The organism is Rhodovulum sp. MB263, assembly GCF_002073975.1.
GTDB lineage: Bacteria > Pseudomonadota > Alphaproteobacteria > Rhodobacterales > Rhodobacteraceae > Rhodovulum.
This window is the reverse complement of record NZ_CP020385.1, coordinates 9,009-34,288: the sequence shown is the minus strand read 5'-3', so window position 1 is coordinate 34,288 and position 25,280 is coordinate 9,009. Positions and strand designations below refer to the sequence as shown.

Annotated in this window: 20 protein-coding genes, 2 pseudogenes and 1 riboswitch; of the genes and pseudogenes, 13 read left to right on the top strand and 9 right to left on the bottom strand. The window is 68.7% G+C overall.

The window, feature by feature from the left end:
* Window positions 1–322 precede the first annotated feature (322 nt).
* From B5V46_RS18305 to B5V46_RS18275, 7 genes are all read right to left on the bottom strand, one after another.
* Window positions 323–694 (bottom strand): hypothetical protein, encoded by a 372-nt coding sequence (locus B5V46_RS18305; RefSeq protein ID WP_080618134.1) that lies wholly within the window; start codon window positions 692–694, stop codon window positions 323–325.
* A 498-nt stretch (window positions 695–1,192) separates the two neighbouring features.
* On the bottom strand, window positions 1,193–1,453 hold the full coding sequence (locus tag B5V46_RS18300; protein ID WP_080618133.1) for a PAAR domain-containing protein: 261 nt from the start codon (window positions 1,451–1,453) through the stop codon (window positions 1,193–1,195).
* The gene (locus B5V46_RS18295) at window positions 1,453–3,501 is read right to left on the bottom strand and encodes a type VI secretion system Vgr family protein (RefSeq protein WP_080618132.1); all 2,049 of its coding nucleotides are present in this window, start codon (window positions 3,499–3,501) and stop codon (window positions 1,453–1,455) included. Before B5V46_RS18295 ends, B5V46_RS18300 begins: the two co-directional genes overlap by 1 nt.
* Before the next feature lie 758 nt (window positions 3,502–4,259).
* The gene (locus B5V46_RS18290) at window positions 4,260–5,096 is read right to left on the bottom strand and encodes a metal ABC transporter permease (protein ID WP_080618131.1); all 837 of its coding nucleotides are present in this window, start codon (window positions 5,094–5,096) and stop codon (window positions 4,260–4,262) included.
* Entirely contained in the window at window positions 5,096–5,956 is an 861-nt protein-coding gene (locus B5V46_RS18285) for a metal ABC transporter permease (RefSeq protein ID WP_080618130.1), read from the bottom strand. Before B5V46_RS18285 ends, B5V46_RS18290 begins: the two co-directional genes overlap by 1 nt.
* The gene (locus B5V46_RS18280) at window positions 5,953–6,870 is read right to left on the bottom strand and encodes a manganese/iron ABC transporter ATP-binding protein (RefSeq protein ID WP_080618129.1); all 918 of its coding nucleotides are present in this window, start codon (window positions 6,868–6,870) and stop codon (window positions 5,953–5,955) included. Before B5V46_RS18280 ends, B5V46_RS18285 begins: the two co-directional genes overlap by 4 nt.
* A gap of 69 nt (window positions 6,871–6,939) precedes the next feature.
* Window positions 6,940–7,845, bottom strand: coding sequence for a metal ABC transporter substrate-binding protein (locus B5V46_RS18275; protein ID WP_080618128.1), 906 nt, complete (start codon window positions 7,843–7,845; stop codon window positions 6,940–6,942).
* Window positions 7,846–8,134: 289 nt separating this feature from the next.
* Between B5V46_RS18275 and B5V46_RS18270 the strand changes: the two genes are divergently transcribed.
* Together B5V46_RS18270 and B5V46_RS18265 are read left to right on the top strand one after the other, a co-directional pair.
* Window positions 8,135–8,560 carry a Fur family transcriptional regulator gene (locus B5V46_RS18270; RefSeq protein ID WP_080618127.1) on the top strand — a complete coding sequence of 142 codons (426 nt, stop codon included), beginning with the start codon at window positions 8,135–8,137 and terminating at the stop codon, window positions 8,558–8,560.
* Window positions 8,561–8,654: 94 nt separating this feature from the next.
* Window positions 8,655–8,854, top strand: a riboswitch (cobalamin riboswitch).
* Between the two features lie 129 nt (window positions 8,855–8,983).
* Window positions 8,984–10,114, top strand: a complete 1,131-nt coding sequence (locus B5V46_RS18265; protein ID WP_080618126.1) for a 5-methyltetrahydropteroyltriglutamate--homocysteine S-methyltransferase — start codon at window positions 8,984–8,986, stop codon at window positions 10,112–10,114.
* A 342-nt stretch (window positions 10,115–10,456) separates the two neighbouring features.
* Here B5V46_RS18265 and B5V46_RS18260 read toward each other — a convergent pair whose 3' ends face one another.
* Entirely contained in the window at window positions 10,457–11,152 is a 696-nt protein-coding gene (locus B5V46_RS18260; protein ID WP_155774199.1) for a Crp/Fnr family transcriptional regulator, read from the bottom strand.
* A 533-nt stretch (window positions 11,153–11,685) separates the two neighbouring features.
* Between B5V46_RS18260 and B5V46_RS18255 the strand changes: the two genes are divergently transcribed.
* The 4 genes and pseudogenes from B5V46_RS18255 to B5V46_RS20950 all read left to right on the top strand — a co-directional run.
* Window positions 11,686–12,867: an NnrS family protein gene (locus tag B5V46_RS18255; RefSeq protein ID WP_080618125.1), complete on the top strand. Its 1,182-nt coding sequence runs from the start codon at window positions 11,686–11,688 to the stop codon at window positions 12,865–12,867.
* Window positions 12,868–13,318: 451 nt separating this feature from the next.
* Window positions 13,319–14,032 carry an ABC transporter ATP-binding protein gene (locus B5V46_RS18250; protein WP_155774198.1) on the top strand — a complete coding sequence of 238 codons (714 nt, stop codon included), beginning with the start codon at window positions 13,319–13,321 and terminating at the stop codon, window positions 14,030–14,032.
* Between the two features lie 27 nt (window positions 14,033–14,059).
* Entirely contained in the window at window positions 14,060–15,178 is a 1,119-nt protein-coding gene (locus B5V46_RS18245) for a SufD family Fe-S cluster assembly protein (protein WP_231119339.1), read from the top strand.
* 1,536 nt (window positions 15,179–16,714) lie between these two features.
* Window positions 16,715–16,888 (top strand): annotated as a pseudogene (locus B5V46_RS20950) (transposase); the annotation flags it as partial.
* A 145-nt stretch (window positions 16,889–17,033) separates the two neighbouring features.
* Here the strand turns inward: B5V46_RS20950 and B5V46_RS20615 are convergent.
* A pseudogene (locus B5V46_RS20615) lies at window positions 17,034–17,156 on the bottom strand (IS5/IS1182 family transposase); the annotation flags it as partial.
* A 155-nt stretch (window positions 17,157–17,311) separates the two neighbouring features.
* Here B5V46_RS20615 and B5V46_RS18230 point away from each other — a divergent pair.
* From B5V46_RS18230 to B5V46_RS18200, 7 genes are all read left to right on the top strand, one after another.
* Entirely contained in the window at window positions 17,312–17,815 is a 504-nt protein-coding gene (locus B5V46_RS18230; RefSeq protein ID WP_080618123.1) for an RNA polymerase sigma factor, read from the top strand.
* Complete coding sequence (locus tag B5V46_RS18225) at window positions 17,812–18,717, top strand: FecR domain-containing protein (protein WP_080618122.1); 906 nt, start codon at window positions 17,812–17,814, stop codon at window positions 18,715–18,717. Before B5V46_RS18230 ends, B5V46_RS18225 begins: the two co-directional genes overlap by 4 nt.
* 98 nt (window positions 18,718–18,815) lie before the next feature.
* Window positions 18,816–21,218 carry a TonB-dependent siderophore receptor gene (locus tag B5V46_RS18220; RefSeq protein ID WP_231119338.1) on the top strand — a complete coding sequence of 801 codons (2,403 nt, stop codon included), beginning with the start codon at window positions 18,816–18,818 and terminating at the stop codon, window positions 21,216–21,218.
* Entirely contained in the window at window positions 21,215–22,096 is an 882-nt protein-coding gene (locus B5V46_RS18215) for an ABC transporter substrate-binding protein (RefSeq protein ID WP_231119337.1), read from the top strand. The genes B5V46_RS18220 and B5V46_RS18215 overlap by 4 nt, the downstream gene beginning before the upstream one ends.
* On the top strand, window positions 22,093–24,036 hold the full coding sequence (locus tag B5V46_RS18210; RefSeq protein WP_080618120.1) for an iron ABC transporter permease: 1,944 nt from the start codon (window positions 22,093–22,095) through the stop codon (window positions 24,034–24,036). The genes B5V46_RS18215 and B5V46_RS18210 overlap by 4 nt, the downstream gene beginning before the upstream one ends.
* The gene (locus tag B5V46_RS18205; protein WP_080618119.1) at window positions 24,033–24,830 is read left to right on the top strand and encodes an ABC transporter ATP-binding protein; all 798 of its coding nucleotides are present in this window, start codon (window positions 24,033–24,035) and stop codon (window positions 24,828–24,830) included. Before B5V46_RS18210 ends, B5V46_RS18205 begins: the two co-directional genes overlap by 4 nt.
* Window positions 24,827–25,261, top strand: coding sequence for a siderophore-interacting protein (locus B5V46_RS18200; protein WP_080618118.1), 435 nt, complete (start codon window positions 24,827–24,829; stop codon window positions 25,259–25,261). Before B5V46_RS18205 ends, B5V46_RS18200 begins: the two co-directional genes overlap by 4 nt.
* The last annotated feature ends 19 nt before the right edge of the window (window positions 25,262–25,280 follow it).

Sequence of the window (25,280 nt, the reverse complement as noted above, 5' to 3'; positions counted from 1 at the left end):
CGCCGCCCCCGGCCACGACGCCGGTCATTCGTCCCGATGCACGGAAACGGCGGTCTTCCGACAGTGCCGGCTATTCAGGCAAGGTCGCGTTTCCTGCCAGATCGCGGACCCTTATTGCGCCTGAACACGTAAAACCGCCGATCAGGCGAATCGCAGCGGAGGGCACAGAGCCCGTTTGCCTCACAGCGCGGGGGCAGCGACAGGAGATGGGAAAGTCGGCAGCAGGCCCCCGAGCGGTGTGCCCCGGTCGCCGATCCGGGCCGCCGCGCGGCGCAGGCGTCCAGGAGCCAGGTTCGCGGCTGACCCGCCCCATGGCGCGACATTAGTAATCCAGGTGGAACCCGGGGCAATATGGTGCAAGCGCTTCGCGATAGGACGTGCTGGCCTGCTGAAATTGCCCGGTCGCCATCGGATGCGCCGGATCGCCCGGTTCTCGTCCCTGTGCGGCCTCCGCGACCGCCACCAGGTCATCGATGCGCGGCCAGACGCTTTCCGGAACCGTCGATTGAAGCCCGGAAAGCGCCGCGCGGGCGTCCTCGAGCGGCACCTTTCCGACCATCGACAGCTCGAGCTTCGACATGGCGTCCAGCACCGCGAAGCATTGTTCTTCGCTCAGAGTCTCCTGTGCCGAAGCGGCGGAGGCCGTGGCAGCGAAAGCAACCGCTGCAGCAAATGTGAGACGGGGAAGGCGCATCGCTTATCTCCCTGGGAAACAACAGTATTGCTTGGTTAACGCATTGTTCGGCGGATTTCGAGGAGAGCTGCCCGCGCCCCCTTGATGCCCCCCCTTGAAGACAGCGCCAACCGGCGGCTTTCCGCGCAGACTGCCCGCGCGATGCGGCCGGGCCTATCCTCCAAGGGCCGCCCTCCGTTACGGCCCCCTCGCCTCCGCAATGCAGGTCAAGCCGCTCTGGCGAAGGGCGGACAGGCCCGGCCTCTGGGGCAGGCCTGTCCGACGCGGCACGATGGCAGAAGCCACGGAATCCGTCATTGCCCTTGTCGATCCCGGCTGAGATTCGGCAGTGGGGCGGGAAGGAGAGGGTCAGCCGGATCGGCGCACAGTCTGTCGGTGACTGACAGGAACCATGCGGCCAAACCCGAAAGAGCCTCGACCCGCTTTCGGGAGTGTCCGGCCAGGGGCGCCTCTGCTTCCTTTTCCGCCGGGACCGTCATCGGCGGCCCCGGGCCACGGTCACATCGTCTTGTGATTCGGCGAGCCCGAAACGATCGTTCCGCCGCCGGAGGTCTTGGAGCCCAGGACCGCGACCGGACGGTCGTCGCAGGTCATCTGCGACGCGCCCGAGACGATGACACAGCCGCAGGCGCATTTGTCTCCGACCCGCGCGACCGGCCGGCCGTCGATCAGCGCAGAGCCGCCCGTCACGATGGCATTGGTCCCATGCCCCTTGCGCGGGCAGACATGGGTATCTCCGACGCGCGCGATCTGGCGCATCAGACCTCCTCCTTGATGGCGGCGCATTCCTCGCAGAGCGGCAGGCCTTCCTTGGCCGCCAGCTTCAGCGTCGGGACCTGGGCCGAGCCCGATCCGCCGACCGAGACATTGCCCTTGAGCCGGATATTGGCCGCTTCCAGCGTGATGCCCGAGCCGTCGATGGTGATCTTGCCGCCCGGCCCCTTGATCTGGAACCTCTCGAAGGCCATCAGCGTGTGCTTGCCGGTATTGTTGGTGATCGAGGTCCCGACATCGAGCACATATTTGCCCGCGACCTCGCCCTGGTAATTGCGGCCGACCTCGTAGAGGTGATCGGCCCAGACCGACTGCTTGTGAATATTGCCGACGCGGTGGATGTGGTCCTTGCCGTAATCTTCCTGCTGGTTGCGGCCGACGGTGTAATACATGTCCTGGCCGATGGATTCGCGATGGTCGTTGCCGACCGAGATGGTCTTGTCATGGCCGATGGCTTCCGACTGGTCGTTGCCCACCGATTTCGAGCGGTCATGTCCGATGGAATGGCTTTCGTCATTCTCGATGATGGTGTTGTGGTCCTTCTGCGCATGCAGGAAGACCTCTTCGCGGTCCTTCTCATCCTCGAAGCGGAACTCGTTATAGCCCGCGCCCTGATGGGTGTCGGACTTGAAGGTCGAGACCGTCTTGTTGGCGGGCAGATCATAGGGCACCGGGTTCCGGCCGTTATAGACGCACCCCGTGACCAGCGGCTTGTCGGGGTCGCCGTCGAGGAACTCGACCACCACCTCCATGCCGATCCGCGGGATCACCATCCCGCCCCAGCCCGCACCGGCCCAGCTTTGCGACACCCGGCAGCGCATCGACCAGGCCTCGTCCAGGTCCCAGTGGAACCGCACCAGGATCCGCCCGTATTCGTCGCAGTCGATCTCGCCTTCGCCGACCACCGTCGCCGTCTGCGGGCCCCGCACATCGGCCCGCGCGGTCTTCTGTTCGGGCAGAAGCGGAGCTTCGACCGGCATCAGGACATATTGCCCGTCATAGGCGCGGCCGTCGCCATCGTCCGACCCGCCCGAGCCATAGTTGTCGGCGGTGTAGGAGTGCCGGGCGCTCAGGCACATGTACTCGCCGCCGGTCCCGGGCACCGGATCGCCTGACAGCGTCACCCGGAGGCCCGCGCCAAGCGCGACGATATCGCCCTCGGCCTCGTAACGCCGGTCCTGGCCGCGTTCGCCCGCAGCGCGCAGCTCGGCCACCACCCGGCCCCGGCCCTGATCGAGGTAATCGCCCGGCCAGTCGAAGCTTTCGATCTGGCCCTGTTCGTAGGCGGCGTCGCCCAGGTGGTCGGTTTCCATCGCCGCCACCGGGGTCTTGAAGTTGTAGTCCGTCAGCCGGATGGCGCCGGTCGTGATCCGCCGCGCGGGCCGCCAGGCGCGGAAATGCGAGACCTCCTCCTGGTGGTGGCCCTCGGCCGGCCGGAAGGGCCGCGCGCCGATGCTGTCATGGGCCTCGACCTGGTCGGTCAGCACCATCTCATGGGCGCCGTCCGCGTGGCGGAAATGGTAGCTGATCCCGTGCCGCTCCATCATCCGGCAGGCGAAGGCCAGGTCGCTCTCGCGGTACTGCACGGTATATTCGAGCTCGGGGTAATCGTTCGCGAGCTCCACCGTCAGCGCGCCCGCATCCGCATAGGCCGAGAGCAGCTCTGTCAGGATCTCGACCACGGTCTTGTTGTGGAAGATCCGCTGGTTACGGCGGAGGCTGGCGAGGAAGGCCCAGGGCCGCAGGCGCAGCCGGTAGCGGTGGCCATTGTCGCCCGAGCCCAGCCAGCGCGCCTCGGTGACGATGCCGTCGAAAGGGCGTTCGCCTTCCTTCGTGGTGAGGGTGACGGTGGCATGGGTCCCGATCAACCGGTCGAAATCGATGTCGGCCGAGGCGGCGAGGCAGTCGGCCGAATAGTCGAACAGCGCGTTCAGATGATCGACGCCCTCGAACCGGCGGAGCACCAGGACATCCTGCCCCAGAACCGTGGAAATCCGGCCCATGCGGGCGTCCTGACGGAAGAAGCCACTCATGAAATACCCTCTTTTAATACCGCTAAGGTAGTAACGCGGGGCCTGTCATGGCAACCCTTGAGACGGGATTTTATTCCGGGGTCACGATCATTGGCAGCATCACGCCGACGCCATGGGACCGGCGGCAGATGCGTAAAACTCCTGGTGCGGCAGCCCTGACACCCCGGGACGCATTCGCGAGGTTTCCTTGCATTTCGCCGCCTCAGCCATCAAGCAGCCCCCTTCCTGCACCGGGCCGCGCCGGTGCAGGCGCCTCGCACCTGTTCCGCGCTACAGCTCGTTCTGCGCCGCCCTCGGGATGCGAAGCGATCCTCGACCGCCCGCGGCCTTCCCGGAAGGGGAAAGCCCGTCGGCCAGCCGCACCGGGCACGGCACTTCGCCCCCGCGGCAAATCGCGAGGTCTTCTTCGCGGATCTGGTTGCCCCGGAGATGGGCTCGGTCTTCAGGCACCTGATATGCTGGGTCTCCAGATCTCCGGGGGCGTGGCACCGCAGGGGTGGCTGGACGATCCTTCGGCCCCGCCCCCTTGGATCACGCGGGCAGGAGGCGCCCATACCGCCCGGCGCCATCGCCCATGGGCCGGGGCTTTTCCAGGCAGATCAACCGCAGGCGCCCGTCAGCGACCGGAACCACAGCCGCGCCGTCCACTTGTTCGGGGGCGCATGACACCGGCCCCGCCGACCTCCGTCAGAGCTGCATCGCCCGGGGCGCGCGCGGCGGCCCTCAGGGGCAGGTCGGCGGAAGGGCGTGGGGGCGCGTCAAGCGGCCTTGCGGGACGCGGCCCGGGTTTGCTGCAGGCGGCGCAGGAAGGCCAGAACGAACAGGCCCGTCAGCACCAGGATGATCGTGGCCGCCGGTGCGCTGTCGAGAAAGAAGCTGGCATAGGTTCCGCCCAGCATCGCCACGGCACAGACCAGGACCGACACGGCCAGCATGCGCCCGAAGCTCCGCACGATCAGGAAGGCGATGGCCCCCGGCGAGATCAGCAGCCCGACCGCCAGCACAAGCCCGGTGGCCGAAAGCGTCGCCACGATGGTCAGGGACAGGATTGCCAGCAGGCCGTAATGCAGCAACCCGACCGGCAGGCCCGAGGCTCTCGCCTGGGCCGGATCGAAGGCGTAAAGCATCAGATCCTTCCATTTCACGACCAGCACCAGGCTGACGCAGGCCGAAATCGCCCCCGCAGTCCAGAGATCCCCGGCCCCCACGCCCAGCATGTTGCCGAACAACACATGATCGAGATGCACATTGGTCCGGAGCGCGACGAACATCACGATCCCCAGCCCGAACATGCCCGAGAATACCACGCCCATCACCGTGTCCTGCTTGATCCGGCTGTTTCCGGACAGGAACCCCGTGGCGACCGCGGTCAGCATCCCGGCCGCGAAGGCCCCCAGGATCAGCGGCAGCCCGGCGACATAGGCCAGCACGATCCCCGGCAGAACCGCATGGCTGACCGCGTCCCCCATCAGCGCCCAGCCCTTCAGCACCAGAAAGCAGGACAGCAGCGCCGTCGGCACCGAGACGATCAGGGCGATCGCGAAGGCCTTCTGCATGAAGCCGAACTGGAACGGCATCAGAAACGTGTCGAGCATCACGCCCCCTCCGCCGTCAGGGCGGCTGCGGCCTTGCGCCGGGCGGCCAGAAGCCCGTGTTTCGGTGCCAGAAGGAAGGTCGCGAGGAAGATCAGGGTCTGCAGCACCACGATCACGCCCCCGGTGGCGCCGTCGAGGAAGTAGCTGAGATAAGTGCCCGCGAAGCCGGTCGCGGCACCGATGCCGACCGCAGTCAGGATCAGCCTCGGGAAGCGGTCGCAGAGCAGATAGGCCGTCGCGCCCGGCGTCACCACCATGGCGATCACCAGGAAGGCCCCGACCGTCTGCATCGCCGCCACCACGCTGGCCGAGAGCAGCACGAAGAACACCGCCTTCAGAAGCCCCGGGCGCAGGCCGATGGAGCGGGCATGGCTTTCGTCGAAGAAGGTGACCATGAGGTCCTTCCATTTCAGCACCAGCACCGTCAGCGACACGATGCCGATGATCGCCAGCTGCAGCGTGTCCCCGGGGGTGATGGCGAGGATGTTGCCCATGGTGATGGTCTGGATCGAGACCGACATCGGGTTGACCGAGGCCATGAACAGCCCCAGCCCGAAGAAGGAGGTGAAGATGATGCCGATGACCACGTCGGTCTTCAGCCCCGAGCGGTCCGACAGGAACAGCATCGCCCCCGCTGCCAGCCCGCCGGACAGAAAGGCGCCAAGCGCGAAGGGCAGCCCGAGGATATAGGCCCCGGCCACCCCCGGCACCACCGAATGCGACAGGGCGTCCCCGATCAGGGACCAGCCCTTCAGCATCAGGTAGCAGGACAGGAAGGCGCAGACACCCCCGACCAGCGCCGAGACCCACATCGCGTTGGTCATGTAGCCATAGGCGAAAGGCTCCAGAAGCGCGGTCATTCCCGCGTCTCCGCCTTGCGGGTGCGCTCGCCATATTGCACCAGCGGGCGCTCGTCATCGGTGAAGATCGAGACCTGCCGGCTGTCGTCATCCTCGTGCAGATCGGGCCCGCCCAGGGTGAAATGGCGCAGAACCCCGCCGAAGGCCGCCTCGAGATTGGGGCGGGTGAAGGTGGTCTCGGTCGGACCATGGGCCAGCACCGTGCCCTTCACCAGGATCGTGCGGTCGCAGAATTCGGGCACCGAGCCCAGATTATGGGTCGAGACCAGCATCACCCGGCCCTCGTCCTTCAGCGCGCGCAAAAGCGCGATGATCTGGTCCTCGGTCTTCACGTCGACGCCTGTGAAGGGCTCGTCGAGCAGGATCACCTGCCCGTCCTGGGCCAGCGCGCGGGCCAGGAAGACGCGCTTCTTCTGGCCCCCCGACAGCTCGCCGATCTGGCGGTGGCGGAACTCGAGCATCCCCACCCGGCCGAGCGCGGCATCGACAGCGGCGCGGTCTGCCGTCGCGGGCCGGCGCAGAAAGCCCATATGGCCGTAACGGCCCATCATCACCACATCCTCGACCAGAACCGGGAAGGACCAGTCCACCTCCTCGGATTGCGGCACATAGGAGACGAGGTTGCGGCGCAGCGCCTCCTTCACGCCGAGGCCCAGCAGGCGGATATCGCCCTGCGCCACCGGCACGAAGCCCATGATCGCCTTGAACAGCGTGGATTTCCCTGCGCCATTGACCCCGACAAGGGCGGTGACGGTGCCGCGCGGGATCCGGAACGAGGCGTTTCGCAGCGCGGTATGGCCGTTGCGGTAGGTGACGGTCACCCCGCGCGCCTCGATGCCGCCCGCGGTGTCTGCGGCGTCGGGATTCGCGGCATCTGGCGGCGGCGCCCCGTCCGTCTTCAGCTCATCCTTCATGCCGTCCCTCCTCCCGGAAAGACCCCGCCGGATGTCGCGCCCCGGCAGGGCCGTCTGCCCCACCGGGCGTCAGTTCGCGGTTGCACTCAGCCCGTCCGCCACGGTCTGCGACGTGACCCTCAGCAGATCGAGATAACTCGGCACCGGTCCGCCCGGTTCCGACAGGCTGTCGACATAGAGCACCCCGCCATATCTGGCGCCGGTCTCGCGCGCGACCTGTTCGGCCGGGGCGGTGTTGACGGTGCTTTCGCAGAAGACCACCGGAACATCGTTCTGCCTGACCCCGTCGATCACCGCGCGCACCTGTTGCGGCGTGCCCATCCGATCAGCATTCATCGGCCAGAGATACAGCTCCTTCAGCCCGAAATCCCGCGCCAGGTAACTGAACGCGCCCTCGCAGGTGACCAGCCAGCGCTGCGCCTCGGGAATGGTCGCGATCTCGGCCTTCAGCGGCTCGAGCGTGGCGCGCAGCGCGTCCTTGTAAGCGGTGGCATTCCGGACATAGGTCGCGGCATTGGCGGGGTCGTGCTCGGCAAAGGCGTCGAGGATATTGTCGACATAGACAAGCGCCGTCTCGAGCCCCATCCAGGCATGCGGGTTCGGCTTGCCCCGATAGGCGCCCTCGGCGATCGGGATCGGGTCGATGCCCTCGCTCAGCGTGACCGAGGGCACGTCGCCGAGATGGTCCAGGAACTGCTGGAACCACAGCTCGAGATTCAGGCCGTTCGACAGGATCAGGTCGGCATCCTGCGCCCGGAGGATGTCGCGCGGCGTCGGCTCATAGCCGTGGATCTCGGCCCCCGGCTTGGTGATCGAGACCACATCGGCCGCATCGCCTGCCACATGCCGGGCCATGTCGGCCAGGACCGTGAAGGTCGTCACCACCTTCATCCGGTCTGCATCCGCAAGTGCGGCGCCCGCCATCAGCCCGGCCGTAGCCGCCACCCCGATCAGGCCTGTCATCTTCAGGCTCATGGACCGTCCTTTCCAGGGTTCGGGCAATCGCCCTGCACGGGCCGCCCAGTTGCAAGAGAGTCGCAGATACAGATAGCAGCCCCATGGCTTGTTGCAAGTTATTTGCAATTGCAGCCCGCAACCGGAGGCCTGCCACCCCCTGCCTGCCTTCCCGGCCGCCCGGGTCCGGCGGCCCTGCCTGTCGTCAAGCCGGATGACCTTGCCACGCGTTCATGCTATGGCATCGCTTCAGCCCGACCGGCCCGCTCCGGTGTCGGGCACAGGACATCACCGACGGAGCGGACGCCCCATGACCAAAGCCAGCCCCGAGTCCTTGCTCGACATCTGTCGGCGGCACGGTCTTCGCATCACCGGGCAACGCCGGGTCATCCTCGAGGTGCTGGATGCGGCCGGGGATCATCCCGATGTCGAAGAGCTGCATCGCAGGGTCGCCGCCATCGAGCCGGGGATCAACATCGCCACCGTCTACCGGACGATGAACAAGCTTGCCGAGAAGGGGCTGATCGAACGCCACATGTTCGAGGACGGACGCCTGCGCTACGAACCGGCCCCCGAACAGCATCACGACCATTTCATCAATCTCGAGACCGGCGAGGTGGTCGAATTCAGATCCGACGAGATCGAGCGGCTGCAGGAAGAGATCGCCCGCAAGCACGGTTTCGAGATCGTCAGCCACAAGCTGGAACTCTATGTCAGGCCGCGCAAACCGCGCTGACCGGGCCGGGTCAGGTGCGGAACCTGCAGCGCCCTCATCATTGTCATGAAAACTTCTGAAAGCCCGGCGCATTGACAGTCGCGCGCCGCTCTCGCATCTCTGGCGCGGTTCAGGTGCCGGATCGATGTCCGGTGAAAAGGGAATCCGGGACGGCCCGTCGGCCGGAGCCGGAACTGCCCCCGCAACTGTAGGCGGACAGCCTGCCCGACAATGCCACTGGCCGCGCGCGCCGGGAAGGCCGGGCAAGGCGCTCATCCGCGAGTCAGGAAACCTGCCTGGACCGATCACCTGTTCCGGCCGCGTGGGGCGTGCCGGGAGCGGCCTTCCGCAAAGGTGACACCGCCGCTCCGCGACGCCGGTCGCGGGGTTTCGTTTCCAGTTCCGGCGCGCGCCGAGCGCGGGCCGTTCGAAAGGCATGTCACGATGACGACCGAAGATACCTCCTCCCTCCGCCCTGCGCTTCCTCGGGCAGATCATGTCGGCTCGCTGTTGCGCCCGCAGGCGATTGCCGGGGCCAGGATGCAGGGCCTGAAAGGCGCCGAGCTCTGCGCCGTCGAGGACCGCGAGATCCCCGACATGGTTGCGATGCAGAAGGCCGCCGGTCTCAAGGTCTTCACCGATGGCGAGGCCCGCCGCCAGTTCTGGCATTACGATTTCATGGGGATGCTGACCGGGCTGGACATGAAGCCCTCGACCCGCAGCCTGCCGTTTCAGACAAAGCACAAGACCCCGCCCATCGAGGCGCATCTGACCGGGCCGCTGGATTTCCCCGCCGATCACCCGATGCTGCGGCATTTCACCTATGTCAGGGATCTGGTGGCGCCGGGCGAGGGCATCGCCAAGATCTCGATCCCGGGGCCCTCGGCCTGCCATTACCGGATGGTTCCCGAGAATATCGAGCACAAGCCCTATCTGGATCAGGAGCTGATGTTCCATGACATCGCCGCGACCTACCGCAAGGCGGTCAGGGCCTTCTACGATGTCGGTTGCCGCTATCTGCAGCTCGACGACATCTTCTTCGCCTATCTCGGCGACGAGACCCAGCGCGAGGAGCGCCGCGCCATGGGCCAGGATCCCGACGCGCTGATCCGCAAATATGCCTGGATGCTGGAAGAGGCGATCAAGGATCGCCCGGCCGACATGGTGATCGGGATGCATATGTGCCGCGGCAATTTCCGCTCCTCGCATGTGGCCGAGGGCGGCTATCACGTCGCGGCCGACGCGATCTTCAACGGCACCTCGGTCGATATCTACCTGATGGAATACGACACCGGGCGGGCCGGCGGGCTCGAGCCGCTGGCCGCGCTGCCGAAGGGCCGCAAGCGGGTCATGCCCGGCTTCATCACCACCAAGACCGGCAAGCTGGAATCGCTGGACTGGATCAGGGCGAAATATGACGAGGTGTCGAAATATGTCGATATCGGCCAGCTCGGCGTCGCACCCCAATGCGGTTTCGCCTCGACCGAGCATGGCAACGAGATCACCGAGGACGACCAGAAGCGCAAGCTGGAATTGGTCGTGAAGAGCGCCGAGGCGATCTGGGGCGAAACCTGACGCAAAGGGGACGGGGCGGGGCGCCCGGAACGGAGGCAGGCCCGTCTTGTCTCCTGCGGGCGCCCTTTCGCCGGGATCTGCCGCAGAGGGTCCCGACCGGCCGGGGATGCGCCGCTCTCCGGCCGGGCGCCAGACCTCCAAGGCAGACGCCGACAAGGCCTGGATTCGGAAGGCCGTCGCTCCGCCCGGCGCCTGGATCGCGAACAGGCCCCTCGCGCCGAGAACATGCGCCGATGCCACCTTTCGCGACATGTCTCCGATGTCTTTCCGCCCCTCCCCCGGTGTCGCCCGGCGGCCGGGTCCGGGGCGCGGGGCCTGCGCCCATTCGCCCGGCGGTGCGGCTTACCGTCCGTCGCCGATCAGCCCCAGACGCTGCGGATCGGTCACGGTGACATGGCGCCGGCGGCTGGCCACGATGCCCGCCTTTTCCCAGGCGCTCAGCAGGCGGCTGACGCTGTGCAGCGTCGTGCCGGTCATGTCCGAGATGTCCTGCCGCGTCACCGGAAAGGCGATCTCGATCCCCGCCTCCACCTCGCGGCCCGACTGCGCGATCAGCCGCAACAGCGCCCCCGCCACGCGCTGCTGCACCTGTTGCGTGGCCATCTCGATCAGCCGCGCATTCATCTCGCCGACGCGGGTGCCGACGGTCCTGTAGCCCTCTTCGGCGAAGCCGTCATAGCGGGCCGTGAAACCGTCCCAGAGGCTCATCGGCCAGGACAGCGTCAGACAGTCCCGCGCGCAGATCGCCGTGGCGGGATAGCTCTCGCGCCGGAGCGCCCGGGCAATCCCGAAAAGCTGCCCCGACGGGATATGGAGCGCGGTCACCGCCGTGCCTTCGGCGGTGATGCGCATGACCCGGATCACGCCGTCCAGAAGCAGATGGAAACGCTCTGCCGGGTGGCCCTCGCGGAACACGGCCGCGCCCTCGTCAAAACGCCGGGCGGTGGCCAGATCGAGGATCTCGCGGATCTGTCCCCGGTCGAGCCGCCGGAACGGGCCGACATCCTGCAACAGGCTTTCATCCAGTTTTGCGACCATGAACCGGCCCCGAATTTGTCGAAACGCAATGAGGTCTGGCCCGCGACAGCGCAAAAGGGAAGGCATGAAAACGCATATGACGGCGAAAGGAGGCTTCCCCTGCGACATCTGCTGTCCCCCCTGTTGCGGCAGCCCCATCGCCCGTGCCGCATCGGCGCTCTCCCGGAAGGGGACAAGGCCCGGCCGCGGCGACATTGCGGGGCGGCCTTTCGTACCCGGGAACGGGCCGGATGCCCCGGAACTCGACGAGAGGCTGCCCACTCGCCGGACGACTGGCGGCGGCACGGGCCCCGGGCCGCGCGGTACCGGCCCGGCTATCCCCGGTGCGAACATCCCCGGCGCCAGGCGCGCGCCGCCCCTCGCAAGCGGCATGGCGGTGCCGCCCCGGATCGGCCTGGCCGGGACGCAACAGCCTGCCGGGACGGCCGGGCCCTTCGGGGAACTCCCGGCGCGGATGCCTTGACAGCGGCGACGAGGTCTTCGCAGGGCCGCAAATCCGGGCAGAGCCCCGCCCAATCCGGAAAGGAACCATCATGACCAGACTGTCGCGGCTTGCCCTGTTTTCCTACGGCTTCCGGCCGTTCTTCCTGTTGGCTGCGCTGTTCGCGGCGGCGGTCATCCCGCTCTGGCTGGCGGTCTGGGCCGGGCATGCCGCGATTGCCGGCCCCTTCGGCCCGCGCGACTGGCATATCCACGAGATGCTGTTCGGCTATGTGCCCGCGGTCCTGACGGGCTTTCTGTTCACCGCCATCCCGAACTGGACCGGACGGATGCCCCGACGCGGCCTGCCGCTGGTGGCGCTGAGCGGGCTGTGGCTGCTGGCACGACTGGCCGTCGCGGGGGTGATCGCCCTGCCCGCCTGGGCGGTGATGGCGCTCGACCTGTCCTTCCTGCTGGCGGTGGCGGCAATCGCCCTGATCGAGATCGTCGCGGGACGGAACTGGCGCAACCTCGCGGTGATCGTGCCGGTCGGGCTGATGGCCGCCGCCAATGCGACCTTCCATGTCGAGGCGATGACGCGGGGCGCGGCCGATATCGGCATTCGCGCGGGCTTTGCCTGCACCCTTTTCCTGATCCTGCTGATCGGCGGGCGGATCGTGCCGAGCTTCACCCGGAACTGGCTGAGCCGGCAGGGGCCGGGCGCCCTGCCCGCGCCCTTCGGCCGGTTCGACCGGCTGGCGCTTCTGGCAAGCGCCGCGGTGTTGACCCTGTGGTCCTTCGCGCCGGGCCTGCCCGGCCTGTCCGCCGCCTTTGCCGGGCTGGCGGGTCTGCATCTGGTGCGGCTGGCGCGCTGGCGGGGCTGGCGCTGTGGGCGGGCACCGATCCTCTGGACCCTGCATATCGCCTATCTGTTCCTGCCGCTGGGATTTGCCGCGCTGGCGCTGGGGGCGCCGGTGGCCGGGCTGCACCTGCTGGGCATCGGCGCGATCGGGGGGATGACGCTGGCCGTCATGATGCGGGCCTCGATGGGCCATACCGGCCGGCCGCTTCAGGCCGGAGGGCTGCTGACCGCCGCGTTCCTGTTGCTTTGCGCGGCGGCGGTGACACGCGCGGTCCTGCCCGATCAGGGCTTTGGCGCCATTGGCGGGCTGGCTCTGAGCGGCACGCTCTGGACCCTGGCCTTCACGGGCTTCCTGCTGAAGGTCGGGCCCTGGCTGACCCTGCCATCGGTGGCCCGGCGCCAGCCGAGCCCGGCCCCGCCGCCCCGCAACTGAACAGGGGGCGGCGCGCCCGGGGGCCGGGCTGAACCGGCAGGGGACGGCCCCGTCCGGGCAGAAAGCCCCGGATCCGCCGCCCGCCCATGGCAAAGGCGCAGCCCCCTGTCGGTCGGGCGAGCAGGGAGCGGGCCGCCGTCGCGCGGCGTGATCGCGGCGCGACTGTCCCTTGCCCCGTGCCGCGGCGCGCCGTCAGCAAGGCGGATATGTCGGTCGTCGCCGGTCCCGGCTGGGCAATGCAGGCTGCTGTTTTCCTTATGTCTTTCTACGGATTGCCTTTCCCGCATGAGGCCGCTCCCCACCGAGCGCCGCCCGGGGGGCTCGATTTGACGCAGTCGCCAGACCTCAATTCTGATTGAAACACTCGGGATCGCGGTTAGGCTTTTCCTGCCGGTCCCAGCGACAAGAGTCTCAAGCCAGGCCGAACCGCGCATCGATCATGTGAGGGGCCATGCTTGAGATTTCCGACCTGTGCGTCGAGGTGGCCGGGCAACCGGTTCTCCACGATATCAACCTTTCACTGGGCGACGGAGAGCTGCATGTGCTTCTCGGCCCGAACGGCTCGGGCAAGTCCAGCCTGCTGGCCACCATTCTCGGCCTGCCCGGCTATCGCATCACCGGCGGCGGGATCCGCTTCGACGGCACGCCGCTTCGCGATCTGAGCCTGCAGGACCGGGCCGGGCTGGGCATCGGGATGGCCTTCCAGCGCCCGCCCAGCCTGGGCGGCGTCTCGGTCTCGGCCTTTGCCGCGGCCCTTGGCGCCTCGGATATCCTCGCGCGCGAGGCGGCGGCACTGGATCTGTCCGATTTCGTGACCCGCGACATGAATGTCGGTTTCTCGGGCGGCGAGATCAAGCGCTGGGAGATCCTGAAACTGTTCCTGCAGGACCCGCGCCTGATGCTGTTCGACGAGCCCGAAAGCGGGGTCGATCTGGAACATGTCAGCGCCATCGGACAGGCGATCCGCCGGATCACCCGCAGCACCGACCGCAAGGGACGGTCCCGCGCGGGCCTCGTCATCACCCATACCGGGCTGATCCTGTCCCATGTCGAGGCCGACCGCGCCCATATCATGAAGGACGGGCGCCTGCTGCACTCGGGCGATCCCGGGGCGCTGTTCCGGCATGTCCGGTCCCATGGCTACACCGTGCCCGCCGCCGCCTGAGCGCGGGCCAAGCAGAAGGAGAGACAGATGGACTTGGCGACGACCCCCGAAAACGATCTGACCAATGCCGAACGCGACATCCTGCACGATGTCGGCTTCGCGGATGAGACGACCCGCGCCGGCACCTCGGTTCTGGCCGATCACCGGATGCGCATGGCGCTGTCGAACGATCCCGACGTGGTGATCCTGCCGCTGGCCGAGGCGCTGAAGAGCTATGACTTCGTGCAGGGGCTGATGTTCGGGCTGGTCGATCCGGAGGAGAACGACCACATCCGGCTGGTTGCCGAGCACATGCATGACCCGCTCGGCCATTTCATCTGGGTCAGGCCCGGCGCCCGGGTGCGGCTGCCGGTGCAGAGCTTCACCCTGATGGAAACGCCCCAGGCGCGGCAGTTCACCCATGACATCACCCTGATCGACGAGGGTGCCGAGGTCGAGATGGTTTCGGGCTCGGGCGTGCCGGCCGACCTGCGCAAGGGCCGCCACATCTCGATCGGCGAAACCTATCTGCGCAAGGGCGCCAGATGCAGCTCGGTCACGATCGAGCATTGGGGCCCGGAAATGGAGGTCTATTCCTACGGCTATTCGCAGCTCGACGCGACCGCGACCAGCAGCGCAACCGCGATCATGATGTCGCCGGTCCGCCATCACAGCAGCCGCTCGGTCTCGACGCTGGGGGCGGGCGCCTCTGCCGTCTCGCAAGCGATCGTCTTCGCGCCCGAGGGCACCGAACGGGTGCTGGTCTCGGAAACCCGGTTAGCCGCGACCGGAGCCAAATCCAAGGACGTCACGCGGATGGTCTCGGCGGGCGGAACCATCGTCAACGAGGCGCTTCTGATCGGCGATGCCGCGGGCAGCGAGGGGTTCCTGGGCTGCGACGGGCTCAAGCTGAAGGAAAGCGGCGAGATCCGCGCCGTGCCCTCGCTGCGCGCCCTGGCCGAGGGCTCCCAGCTGTCGCATGAGGCCTCGGTGGGCATGATCGACAGCGAGAAGCTGAGCTATCTCGTGGCCTCGGGCATGGCCGAGGACGCGGCGCGCGACCTGATCGTACAGGGCTTTCTGGCGCTGAACGACGAGCAGATCCCGGAGACCCTGCGCCGCCGCGTGACGGAGATGGTGGCCGAGGCGAAATCCGGGGGAATGTAGCCGCGCGCCGACATCGACCGCCGAGATTGACCCGGGGCGGGGGTGGCCCGATCTGGCGACGCTGCCACCGCCTCCCGGACCTGTCCGATCCTGCGGGCGCACCCGACAGTCGCAGGCTTGCCCGGCATGGCCCGCCGGGCGGGCTGTTTTCCGTCTTGAACCGTGACGAAAGATAACGGGACAAAGCCATTTCCCGGGCCGGCCGCATCGCAGGCGAAGACCGCGCCCGCCATGCCTTGCACGGATGCGACGGTCTTCGGAGCAAGGACGGGGCGCCGATGAGCCTCCTCCGGGCCGCGATGCCCCTCTGGATGCGCGGGGGCAAGGCGGCCTCGTTGTCGCAAGGGCTGCGGCGGATTGCATCGCACAACGCCGGCAGAGGCTTGTATCGTGACGGAACCGCAGCAGGGACAAAACGCCTTGAAGCTCGGGACGAGCATGGCCGATCGACGGGATATCGAGGGGATCGCCTGCATTCTGCATCTCGGCGGGTTCCGCGAGGTGCATACCATCCCGGTCTCGGGAATGCCGCTTTGTACCGCTTTTCCAGCGCAGGGCGCGGCGGCGGAACAGGAGCACTCTGGAAAGGAACACCCGCCCGCGGTGACGGTCCGAAGCACGGACCGCCGGTTGGAGGCGCGCTGGGGACACCATTGGCTGCCTCCCTCCCTGACGCTGCTCCCGATGCCTGCGCCCGGAAGGGCGCGCGGAACGACCGCTCAGCGGCGCTTCCCGGACGCGGCGCAAACGGGCTCGAGGAGAATGGCACCGGGCTGACCGCCGCGCGGCGCCGGACGCAAGGGACCTTCCCCGCCGGGAGGGGTCTTGCCCCGTCCCCTGCCCGTCAGCCCGGCTGATCCAGCATCAGCCGCACCGCCTTTTCCAGCCTGCGACGCTCCATGACCGGGAAAACGCGCGCGATCCGGATCTCGAGGCGGCCATTGGCGACGATGCATCTGGCGCGCCCCTCGCGGCGGTCGATCTGAAACTGATCCGGGCGCCGTGCCGGACCCGGCAGGCAGCGCCTTGCGCCCGGAAAAGGGCCCGGGGAAAGGCGCGGGCGCGCTGCCGGCAGGCTCCTCCTGTCCCGCCGCCCGGTGCAGCACGCAGAGCTCGCCGGTCTCCGAGCGGTTGGCCCAGCCCTACAGCTTGTCGCGGATCGCGACGGCGAGCTCGGGATCAGCCTCGAGCCGGGCAGCCAGCACCAGCCGGAACGCGCGCGGGATCGCCGGGGCATGGTCGAGACAGGGGCCGAGGTGCAAACGACCACGGCCGTGCCCCTAGGCGTGGCGCGCCTGGAGGGCACTGATGGCATTTTTGGTTGCGGGGGCAGGCAACCGCCGCAAGATACCGGAACTCATTTGCGCCGTCTGACTGCTTTTCCAGAAAATAGACACAAGGGCGGGGAGCAGGCGCTTGAGGTTGTAGCCGTGAACCGCCCTGGTATCCGCAGAGCAGACCTTCAGCACGCGACAGAGATCGGCTTGCGCCACCACTGGCTGCGTGATTCACGCTCTCCAACCGTGGGAAGGTGTGATGGGCAATCTTCTCCGGCTGACGGACGAGCAGATGGCACGGCTCAAGCCGTTTGTCGGGGAAACATTCCCCCGGACTGTTTTCTGATCCTCCAAAATCCCGAAGAGCCATGGCCGCCCCCGGGTGGATGATCGCCGTGGTCTTAGCGGAATAATCTTCTTCAATCGCAATGGGTAGCGCTGGCGCGATGCAGCGAAGGAATACGGTCCTCCCAAGACCTGTTCACTCCCGGCATTTGGTGGATCGGGTTCAGGATGAATCTGTCGGGCTCGGACGAGGCGCGCAGGATCTCGTTGCGCGCGGAAGCTCCGGCAGTTTACGGCGTCCACGACCTCGCGTCGCGACCTTCTGCGGCGCCCCGGGCTGCAATGGCAGCGTGGCTGGCGCGCGTGTCGACGGCGCCGTCGGCGGTGGCGATCTCTTCGCCCCACGGGATTCGGGCACCTCCCCGTCCCGGCAGGCCATCGGGCTACCCATGCGCCCGCCCCGTCCGCGCTCGCCCAGCGATCGCTTGCAAGCCTTGCCTGATTGAATTAGTCGGATTTGAGAGCCAGGGCGATCCCGTCCTCCTGCCAGCGGATCCCAGAGACTGCCCCGATGACCGACACTGTCCATCTTGCCTGCCTCTACATGAAGGAACGGCCCGGCCTGCGGCGGTTCCTGACATCGATGACCGGCAACCTGTCCCTTGCCGAAGACCTGGTGCAGGAGACCTTCCTGCGCGTGCTGGAGCGCGACTCCGCCGGTGGCGAGATCCGCGATCCGCGCGCCTATCTGCTGCGCTCGGCCCGCAATCTTGCGCTCAACACGCTGGCGGTTCAGCGCCGCAGCGCGGATATGGACGAGATGCCCGACATTGCCGACCCCGCGCCCGCCGCCGTCGAGCGGATGATCGCCCGCGAGGAACTCCTGCTGGTCATGCGCGCCATTGCGGCCCTTCCGGCGCGGCGGCGGCAGGTCTTCGTCCTGTCGCGGGTCGACGATCTGACCTATGACCAGATCGCGGCCCGGCTGGGGATCTCGCGCAATACGGTGATGGTCCAGATCGTGCGGGCGCTGTCGGATCTGCGCAAGGCGCTGCCGATGCCGGAACCGGCATGAGCGCACCCGACGATCAGGCCCTTGAATGGCTGGTGCGCCTGAATGACGACCGCGCCGATGACAGGCTGCGCGCCGAATTCGCGCGCTGGCACGAGGTGCCCGAACATGCCGCCGCCTGGGACGAGGCACAGGCCTTCTGGACCCGGCTCGCCCCTGTCACGGCCGAGATGCGCCGCCAGCGGCAGGTCTCGCGGCGGGCGGCGATGGTGGCGGTCGGGGGCGCGGCGCTGCTGGCGCCGCTTGCCTTCTGGCTGACCCGCCCCGGCCGCTTCGCCGATTACCGCACCCTGGCCGGCGAGACCCGCCGGCTGCAGCTTGACGATGGCAGCCGGGTCGATCTGGCCGCGGGCTCGGCGCTGTCGGTCGATCTCGGCCCCCGCGCACGGCATCTGAGCCTGCACCGGGGCGAGGCCTTCTTCCAGGTCGTCCCCGATCCAGCCCGACCCTTCGTCGTTTCCGCGGGCGGGGCCGATTTCACCGCGCTCGGCACCGCCTTCAACCTGCGGCTGGTGGCCGACCGGGTCAGCCTCACCGTCACCGAGCACCGGGTCCTGGCCCGGCGGGACCGGGAGGAGACCACCGTCGAGGAGGGCCAGATGCTGGATCTGGGCCAGAACGGACGCGGCCCCCGGCCGCGCCCGCAACCCGTCGATCCCGGGATCGCGACCGCCTGGCGCCACGACCGGCTGGTCTTCGCCGCCGCGCCGCTGGGAGAGGTGATGGATGTGCTCGGCCGCAATGCGGGCTGGACCGTCATGCTCAGCCGGGCGGCGGCCGGGATCCCGGTCACGGCGATGTTCAGCCTCTCGCGCCTCGAGGAGGCCCCCGAGACCATCGCCCGCACCCTGCCGGTCCGGCTCTCGCGGCTGCCGGGCAGCGTCCTCGTCATCCGCGCCCGCTAGCGGGGCCGCGAAAAAAATCCCGGCCCGCTGTAATGACCTGCCGCCGCGAGACTGTCTTCTCTTTGTAACCGGCTGATGGGGAAGACGGAATGCAAGGAATGACGGGAAGGCTCGTGGCACTGGCCGCGCTCGGATCCGTGCTGGCGGCCGCCGCCAGTGCCGAGGAGGCGCAGCGGATCGAGATCGCCGCACAGCCTTTGGCCAGCGCCGTGCTGGAACTGGGGCGCAAGACCGGGCTTCAGGTGGTGGTCGATGACCGGCTGATGGCCGGACGGCAGAGCGTGGCGGTCTCGGGTGTCACCACCCCGCGCGAGGCGCTGCAGATCATGCTGGGCGACACCGGCCTGAAACCCGCGCTTGTCAATGACGACACGCTGAGCATGGGCCCGCAGGGCGGAGGCCGGGCCGGCGCGCTGGCCGCGGACGGCTCGGTCATGCTCGACACCATCACCCTGATCAGCGAAGATCCGTTCGGCGAGGTCTCGGGCTTCGTGGCGCGGACCAGCGGCACCGGCACCAGGACCGGCGCCGATCTGCGCGACGTGCCGCAGGCGGTGAATGTGGTCACCGCCGATCAGGCCGAGGCGCAGGGCGCGCGCTCGGTGGTGTCGGGGCTGGCCTATACGCCGGGCGTCGTCGGGCAATATGGCGACACCGACCTGCGCCATGACTGGCTGACCATCCGCGGCTTCCGCCCGGACCGCTATGCCGACGGGCTGCGGCTGAATTTCGGCGCCCGCGGCTATGCCCAGTCGCGCGCCGAACCCTTCGGGCTGGAGCGGATCGAGGTTCTGAAAGGCCCGGCCTCGGTGCTGTACGGCCAGGCCACGCCGGGCGGCATCGTCAATGTCGTCAGCAAGCGCCCGGTCGATCGCGAGGTCCGCCAGGTCGAGCTGAGCTACGGCTCTTATGACCGCAAGCAGGTCGGGGTCGATTTCGGCGGCAGGCTGGATGAGGCGGGCGACCTGCTGTACCGCTTCGTCGCCATGTCGCGGGACGGCAACAGCGAATATGACCATGTCAGCGAGCGCAAGCTCTACGTCGCCCCCTCGCTGACCTGGAAGCTCGACCCCAGCCTGTCGCTGACTGTCTTCGCCGAATACCAGAACATCGACGCGCCCGGCGGCGGCGGCGCGCCCGCGCTTTCGGCCAACGGTACCCTCTACCGCGATGCCGACAATGGCTGGCTGCCGCGCTCGACCTTCGTCGGCGAGCCCGGCTACGACCATTTCGAAAGCACCTCGAAACAGCTCGGCCTGCGGATGGAAAAGCAGATCGGCACGGGCTGGGCCTTCAACCAGGTGCTGCGCTACAGCGAGGTCGATGTCGATACCCAGCGGGTCCAGCTCTATTGCCAGACCCTCGACTGCGGTCCGACCGAGGCGGTGCGCTATGCCTGGGGCTTCCCCGAGACCTCGAAGCTCTGGTCCTGGGATGCGCATCTGACCGGCAAGGTCGGCACCGGCCCGCTGGAACACGAGCTGCTGTTCGGCATCGACGCCTCGCGCGAGAAAAGCCACTTCGACGAGACCGCGCTCGATTATGTGTCGATGGGCTGGGACGTGTTCGATCCGGTCTATCTGGGCGGCGGCATCGACCGGCCGCCGGTGGCGATGAGCATCGACCAGACCCGCAAGCAGGTCGGGGTCTATGCCAGCGACCAGATCAGCTGGGGTCGGGCCGTGTTCTCGGCGGGGCTGCGCTATGACTGGGCCGACACCACCACCCGCACCGTCACCGCCTCGGCCGACCGCACCGTCGATCAGAGCGACGGCGAGCTGACCGGACGGCTCGGCGCGGTCTACCATCTCGACAACGGGCTCTCGCCCTATCTGGGCTACTCGACCTCGTTCTACCCGGCCGGCGGCACCGACCGGAACGGCAAGGCCTTCGAGCCGACCAGTGCCGACCAGATCGAGCTGGGCCTGCGCTACGCCCCCGAGGGCCGGCCGGTCATGGTCACGCTCTCGGCCTTCCAGCTGACCCAGGAAAACGTGCTGACCCCCGATCCGCTGAATACCAGCTTCAACACCCAGACCGGAGAGGTGCGGGTGCGCGGGATCGAGCTCGAGGCCAAGGCCGAACTGCCCCACGGTTTCAGCCTGATCGGCTCCTGGGCCTATAGCGATGCCGAGATCACCGAGGACAACCGCTATCAGGGCAACCGCCCGGCCTTCGTGCCGCGCAACCAGGGCTCGCTCTGGCTGGATTACGCGCTGCAATCGCCCGGCGCCTGGGGCGGGCTCAGCCTCGGTGGCGGGCTGCGCCATGTCGGCCAGACCTATGGCGACAATGCCAACCAGTTCAGCGTGCCCTCCTTCACCCTGCTCGATGCCGCGATCCGCTACGACCTGGCCGCGATCGGCTATGACGGGGTCAAGTTCAGCCTCAACGTCACCAATCTCGAAGACAAGCGCTATGTCTCGACCTGTCTCAACGCCTCGGGCTGCTACTGGGGCGCGGGCCGGGCGGTGACGGCCAGCCTGGATTACCGCTGGTGACGGCAGCGCCTGCCCTGTCCCGGCGGCGGCTTGTCGCCGGGGCCGCCGCGCTGGCGATGATGACCGGCCGTGCCGCCCGCGCGGCTGCGCCCGGCGGTCCTGATCGCCCCGCCCCACCTGAGCGCCCCGAACGCATCGTGGCGCTGGACTGGGCGCTGGCCGAGACGCTGATCGCGCTTGGCGTGACGCCGCTGGCGGTGGCCGAGGCCCCGCTTTATGCGAAACGCGTAGTGGTCCCGGCGCTGCCGCCCGGCACCGCCGATGCGGGCCTGCGCAGCTGGCCCAATCTCGAGGCGCTGCGCGCGCTGCGGCCCGATCTCGTGGTCGCGCTGGAAGGCTATGGCATCGCGCCCGCGCGGCTGGAGGCGATCGCCCCGGTGCGCGCCCTGCCGATCTACACCGCCGGGCGGCGCCCGCTTGCCCTGGCCCGCGAGGCCGTCACCGCCCTGGCCGGTCTTTGCGAACGCGAGGCGCAGGGCCGGCAGCTTCTGGAGCGGCTCGACGCGGCCCTCGCCCCCCTGACAGCGGGGCCGCGCCCCGTCCTGATCGTGAAATTCGCCGATGAAAGGGTTGTCGACATCTACGGGCGGGGCAGCCTTTTCGACGATGTCGCGCGGGCCAGGGGGCTTGAGAATGCCTGGACCGGGCCGACCAATATCTGGGGCTTCGCCTCGGCCGGGCTCGAGGAGCTGGCCCGCCATCCCGAGACCCGGCTGCTGGTGATCGAACCGGCGCCGGCCCGGTTGCTGCGGCAAAGCGCGATCTGGCAGGCCCTGCCCCAGCAGCGTGCGGGCCGGGTCGAGCTGCTGCCACCGGCCTGGGTCTTCGGCGGCGTGCCCTCGGCGATCCGCTTCGCGCGGCTTCTGGAGGCGGCATGACCCGGCCCCTCGCAATGCCTGGCTTTCTGGCCCCTGCCCTTCTGGCCTGCGGGCTGGCGGCGCTTGCCTTCGGCCTGGCCGCCCTGAACCTCACCCTGCCAGAGCCCGGTCAGGCCGGGCTGCCCGCCGAGTTCCTGCGGATCTGGCAGAGCGAGGCGCAATGGCCGCGTTTCTGGATGGCGCTGATCGCGGGCGCGGCGCTGGGTCTGTCGGGCCTGATGTTCCAGCAGGTGCTGCGCAACCCGCTGGCCGAACCGGCCACGCTGGGGGTGCTGTCGGGCGCCCAGCTTGCCATTGCGCTCTGCCTGCTGCTGGCGGGCAGCACGCCCTGGCTGCGCGAGGCGGCCGGGCTTGGGGGTGGCCTTGCGGCCCTTGCCGCGGCGATCCTTCTGGCCGGGCGCGGCGCGACCGGGCCACGGCTGCTGGTCTCGGGGCTTGTCGTCAATCTGGCGATCGGGGCGCTGTTCGTGGTGCTGGCGCTGCAGCGGCAGGATTACCTGCGTTCGGTCTTCATCTGGGCCAGCGGCAATCTGGCCCAGGACGGCCATGGCGATCTGGCCGCGCTCGGCCTGCGGCTTGCGGTGCTTCTGCCCGCGGCAGGGCTGCTGACCCGCGCCATGACGCTGTTTGCCGTGCAGGATGACAGCCTGCGCAGCCTGGGGGCGCGGGTGACTGGGCTGCGGCTGACGGTGCTGCTGGTCGCCACGCTTCTGTCGGTGGTGGTGACGGCGCGGATCGGGGTGATCGGCTTCATCGGGCTCGCCGCGCCGCTGCTGGTCTCGGGGCTCGGCATCCGGAGCCTCGGCACCCGGGTGATCGCGGCCCCGCTGGCGGGGGCGGTGATCCTGCTTCTGGCCGACGGGGTGACGCAGATGCTGGGCCGGGCACTGACCGGCGAGCTTCCGGTCCTGTTGCCCACGGGCGTGCTGACGCCGATCCTGGGCGGGGTCCTGATCCTTGCCCTGCTCTGGCTGAACCGCATCCCCGAACAGCCCGCAACCCAGCCCGCGCCCTCGCGGATCTTCCCGCTCGGGGCCACGATCCTGGCGCTTCTGCTGCTGGGCGCGGCGCTTGTGCTCTCGGCCTTCGAGACACTGCATCTGCCGGGGCTTTCGGCATCCGAACTCTGGACCGGGCGCTGGCCGCGCATCGTGACGGCGCTCTCGGCCGGGGTGATGCTGGCGCTGGCGGGCGTCGTGATCCAGGGCGTCACCGGCAACCCGCTGGCCAGCCCCGAGAGCCTCGGCATCAGCTCGGGCGCGGGGCTTGGCATCATCCTGGCGCTGTTCGCGGGTGGCATGGCCACGCTTTTTGCCGGGGCGGGGGCGGGGGCGGGGCTGGCCTTCGGGCTGGTCGTGCTGATCGGCGCACGCAACCGCTTTGCCCCCGGCGCGCTGCTGCTGACCGGCGTCGCCTTCGGCACCTTTGCCAGCGCGCTGATCTCGCTGATGATCGCCAGCGGCGACCCCCGGGCCTTCTTCGTCCTGGCCTGGAGCATGGGGCCGACCTACCGGGCCGAGCCTGTGGGCGCGCTGGCGGGCGCGGGCGGCGCGGTGCTTGCGCTCATGGTCTTTCCGCTGTTCCTGCGCTGGCTGCGGCTGCTGCCGCTGGGGGCCGAGCAGGCCCGGGCCCTTGGGGTGCGGGTCGGAGCGGCCCGACTGGTCCTGATGGCCTATGTCGCGCTCCTGACCGGGCTTGCCACCCTCGCGGTCGGGCCGATCAGCTTTGCCGGGCTGATCGCGCCGCATCTGGCGCGCGCCTCGGGCGCGGTCAGGCCCGGCCCGCAGGGGCTTTGCGCCACCGCCTGGGGCGGAGCGATCCTGGTGCTGGCCGACCTCGCCGGGCGACTGATCTGGTTTCCCTATGAAATTCCCGCCGGGGCGCTGGCAGCCCTGCTGGGCGCGCCCTTCTTCCTCTGGCTGATCGGACGGAACCGATGACCCTGTTTACCTGCCATGCCCTCGAGCGCCGCGCCGGACGCCGCACCCTGCTGGGCCCGCTGGATCTGAGCATCGCGCAAGGCCGCCTGACCGCGATCCTGGGCCATAACGGATCGGGCAAGTCGACCCTGCTGAAGGCGCTGGCCCGGCAGGACCGCCCCGATGGCGGCCGGATCGACTTCATGGACCGGCCGCTCGGCGCCTGGCCGGGGCGCGAGCTGGCCCGGCGTCTGGCATGGCTGCCGCAGTCCCCCGCGCTTGCCCCCGGCATGACGCTGCGCGGGCTGGTTGCCCTTGGCCGCTTTCCCTGGCACGGGCTTCTGGGCCGCCGCTCGAGACGCGACCGCGAGGCCTGCGACGAGGCGATGGCCCTGACCGGCACCACCGCGCTGGCCGACCGGCAGGTCGACACGCTCTCGGGTGGCGAGCGGCAGCGCGGCTGGATCGCGATGCTGCTGGCGCAGGGGGCCGAGGTGCTGCTGCTCGACGAGCCGGTTTCGGCGCTCGACATCGCCCATCAGGTCGAGGTGATGGAGCTGCTGGCAAATCTCAACCGCCGCCGGGGCCTGTCGGTGATCATGGTGCTGCATGACCTGAACCTCGCGATGGGCTGGTGTGACGAGGCCATCGCGCTCCGGGGCGGCAGGCTGGCCGCGCATGGGCCGATCTCCGATCTGCACGACCCGGCGCTGCTGCACCGGCTTTACGGGCTGGAGATGGAAACCGTCACCTGGCGCGGCAGCCGTCTGGTGATGCCGGCCCGCCTGCTCGGCCCCGGGGCCGCGGTGGAATGAGTGCGGTCCTCCCGGTCGCGGTGAAGACGATCCGTGACCTGTCGCCTTCGATGATGCGGCTGGTCTTCGAGGCCGAGGATTTCGGGCGGCTGCAGGCGACGCCCTGTCCAGATGGATGGGGCCGCCTGTGCTTCCCCGATGCGGCGAGCGTCCTGCCCCGGCGGCCCCATTTGACAGGCCGTCTCGAGGGCGCCTGCATCCTGCGCCGGATCGCTCCCCCCGGGGCCGTCACCATCGACATCCTCCGCCCTGATCGCGGGCTAACAGCCGTATGGGCAGCCCGCGCCCGGCCCGGCGACCGGCTGCTGATGAGCCAGCCCGAAGGCCGCTTCCCGCTTCCGGCCGGGTCCGGACGGCTGCTGGCCTTTGCCGACATCACCGGCCTGCCGACCCGACCGCATCTGTCGGCCGGGATCGCCCTGCCCCGGTGAGCTTGCCCGCGGATCCCGG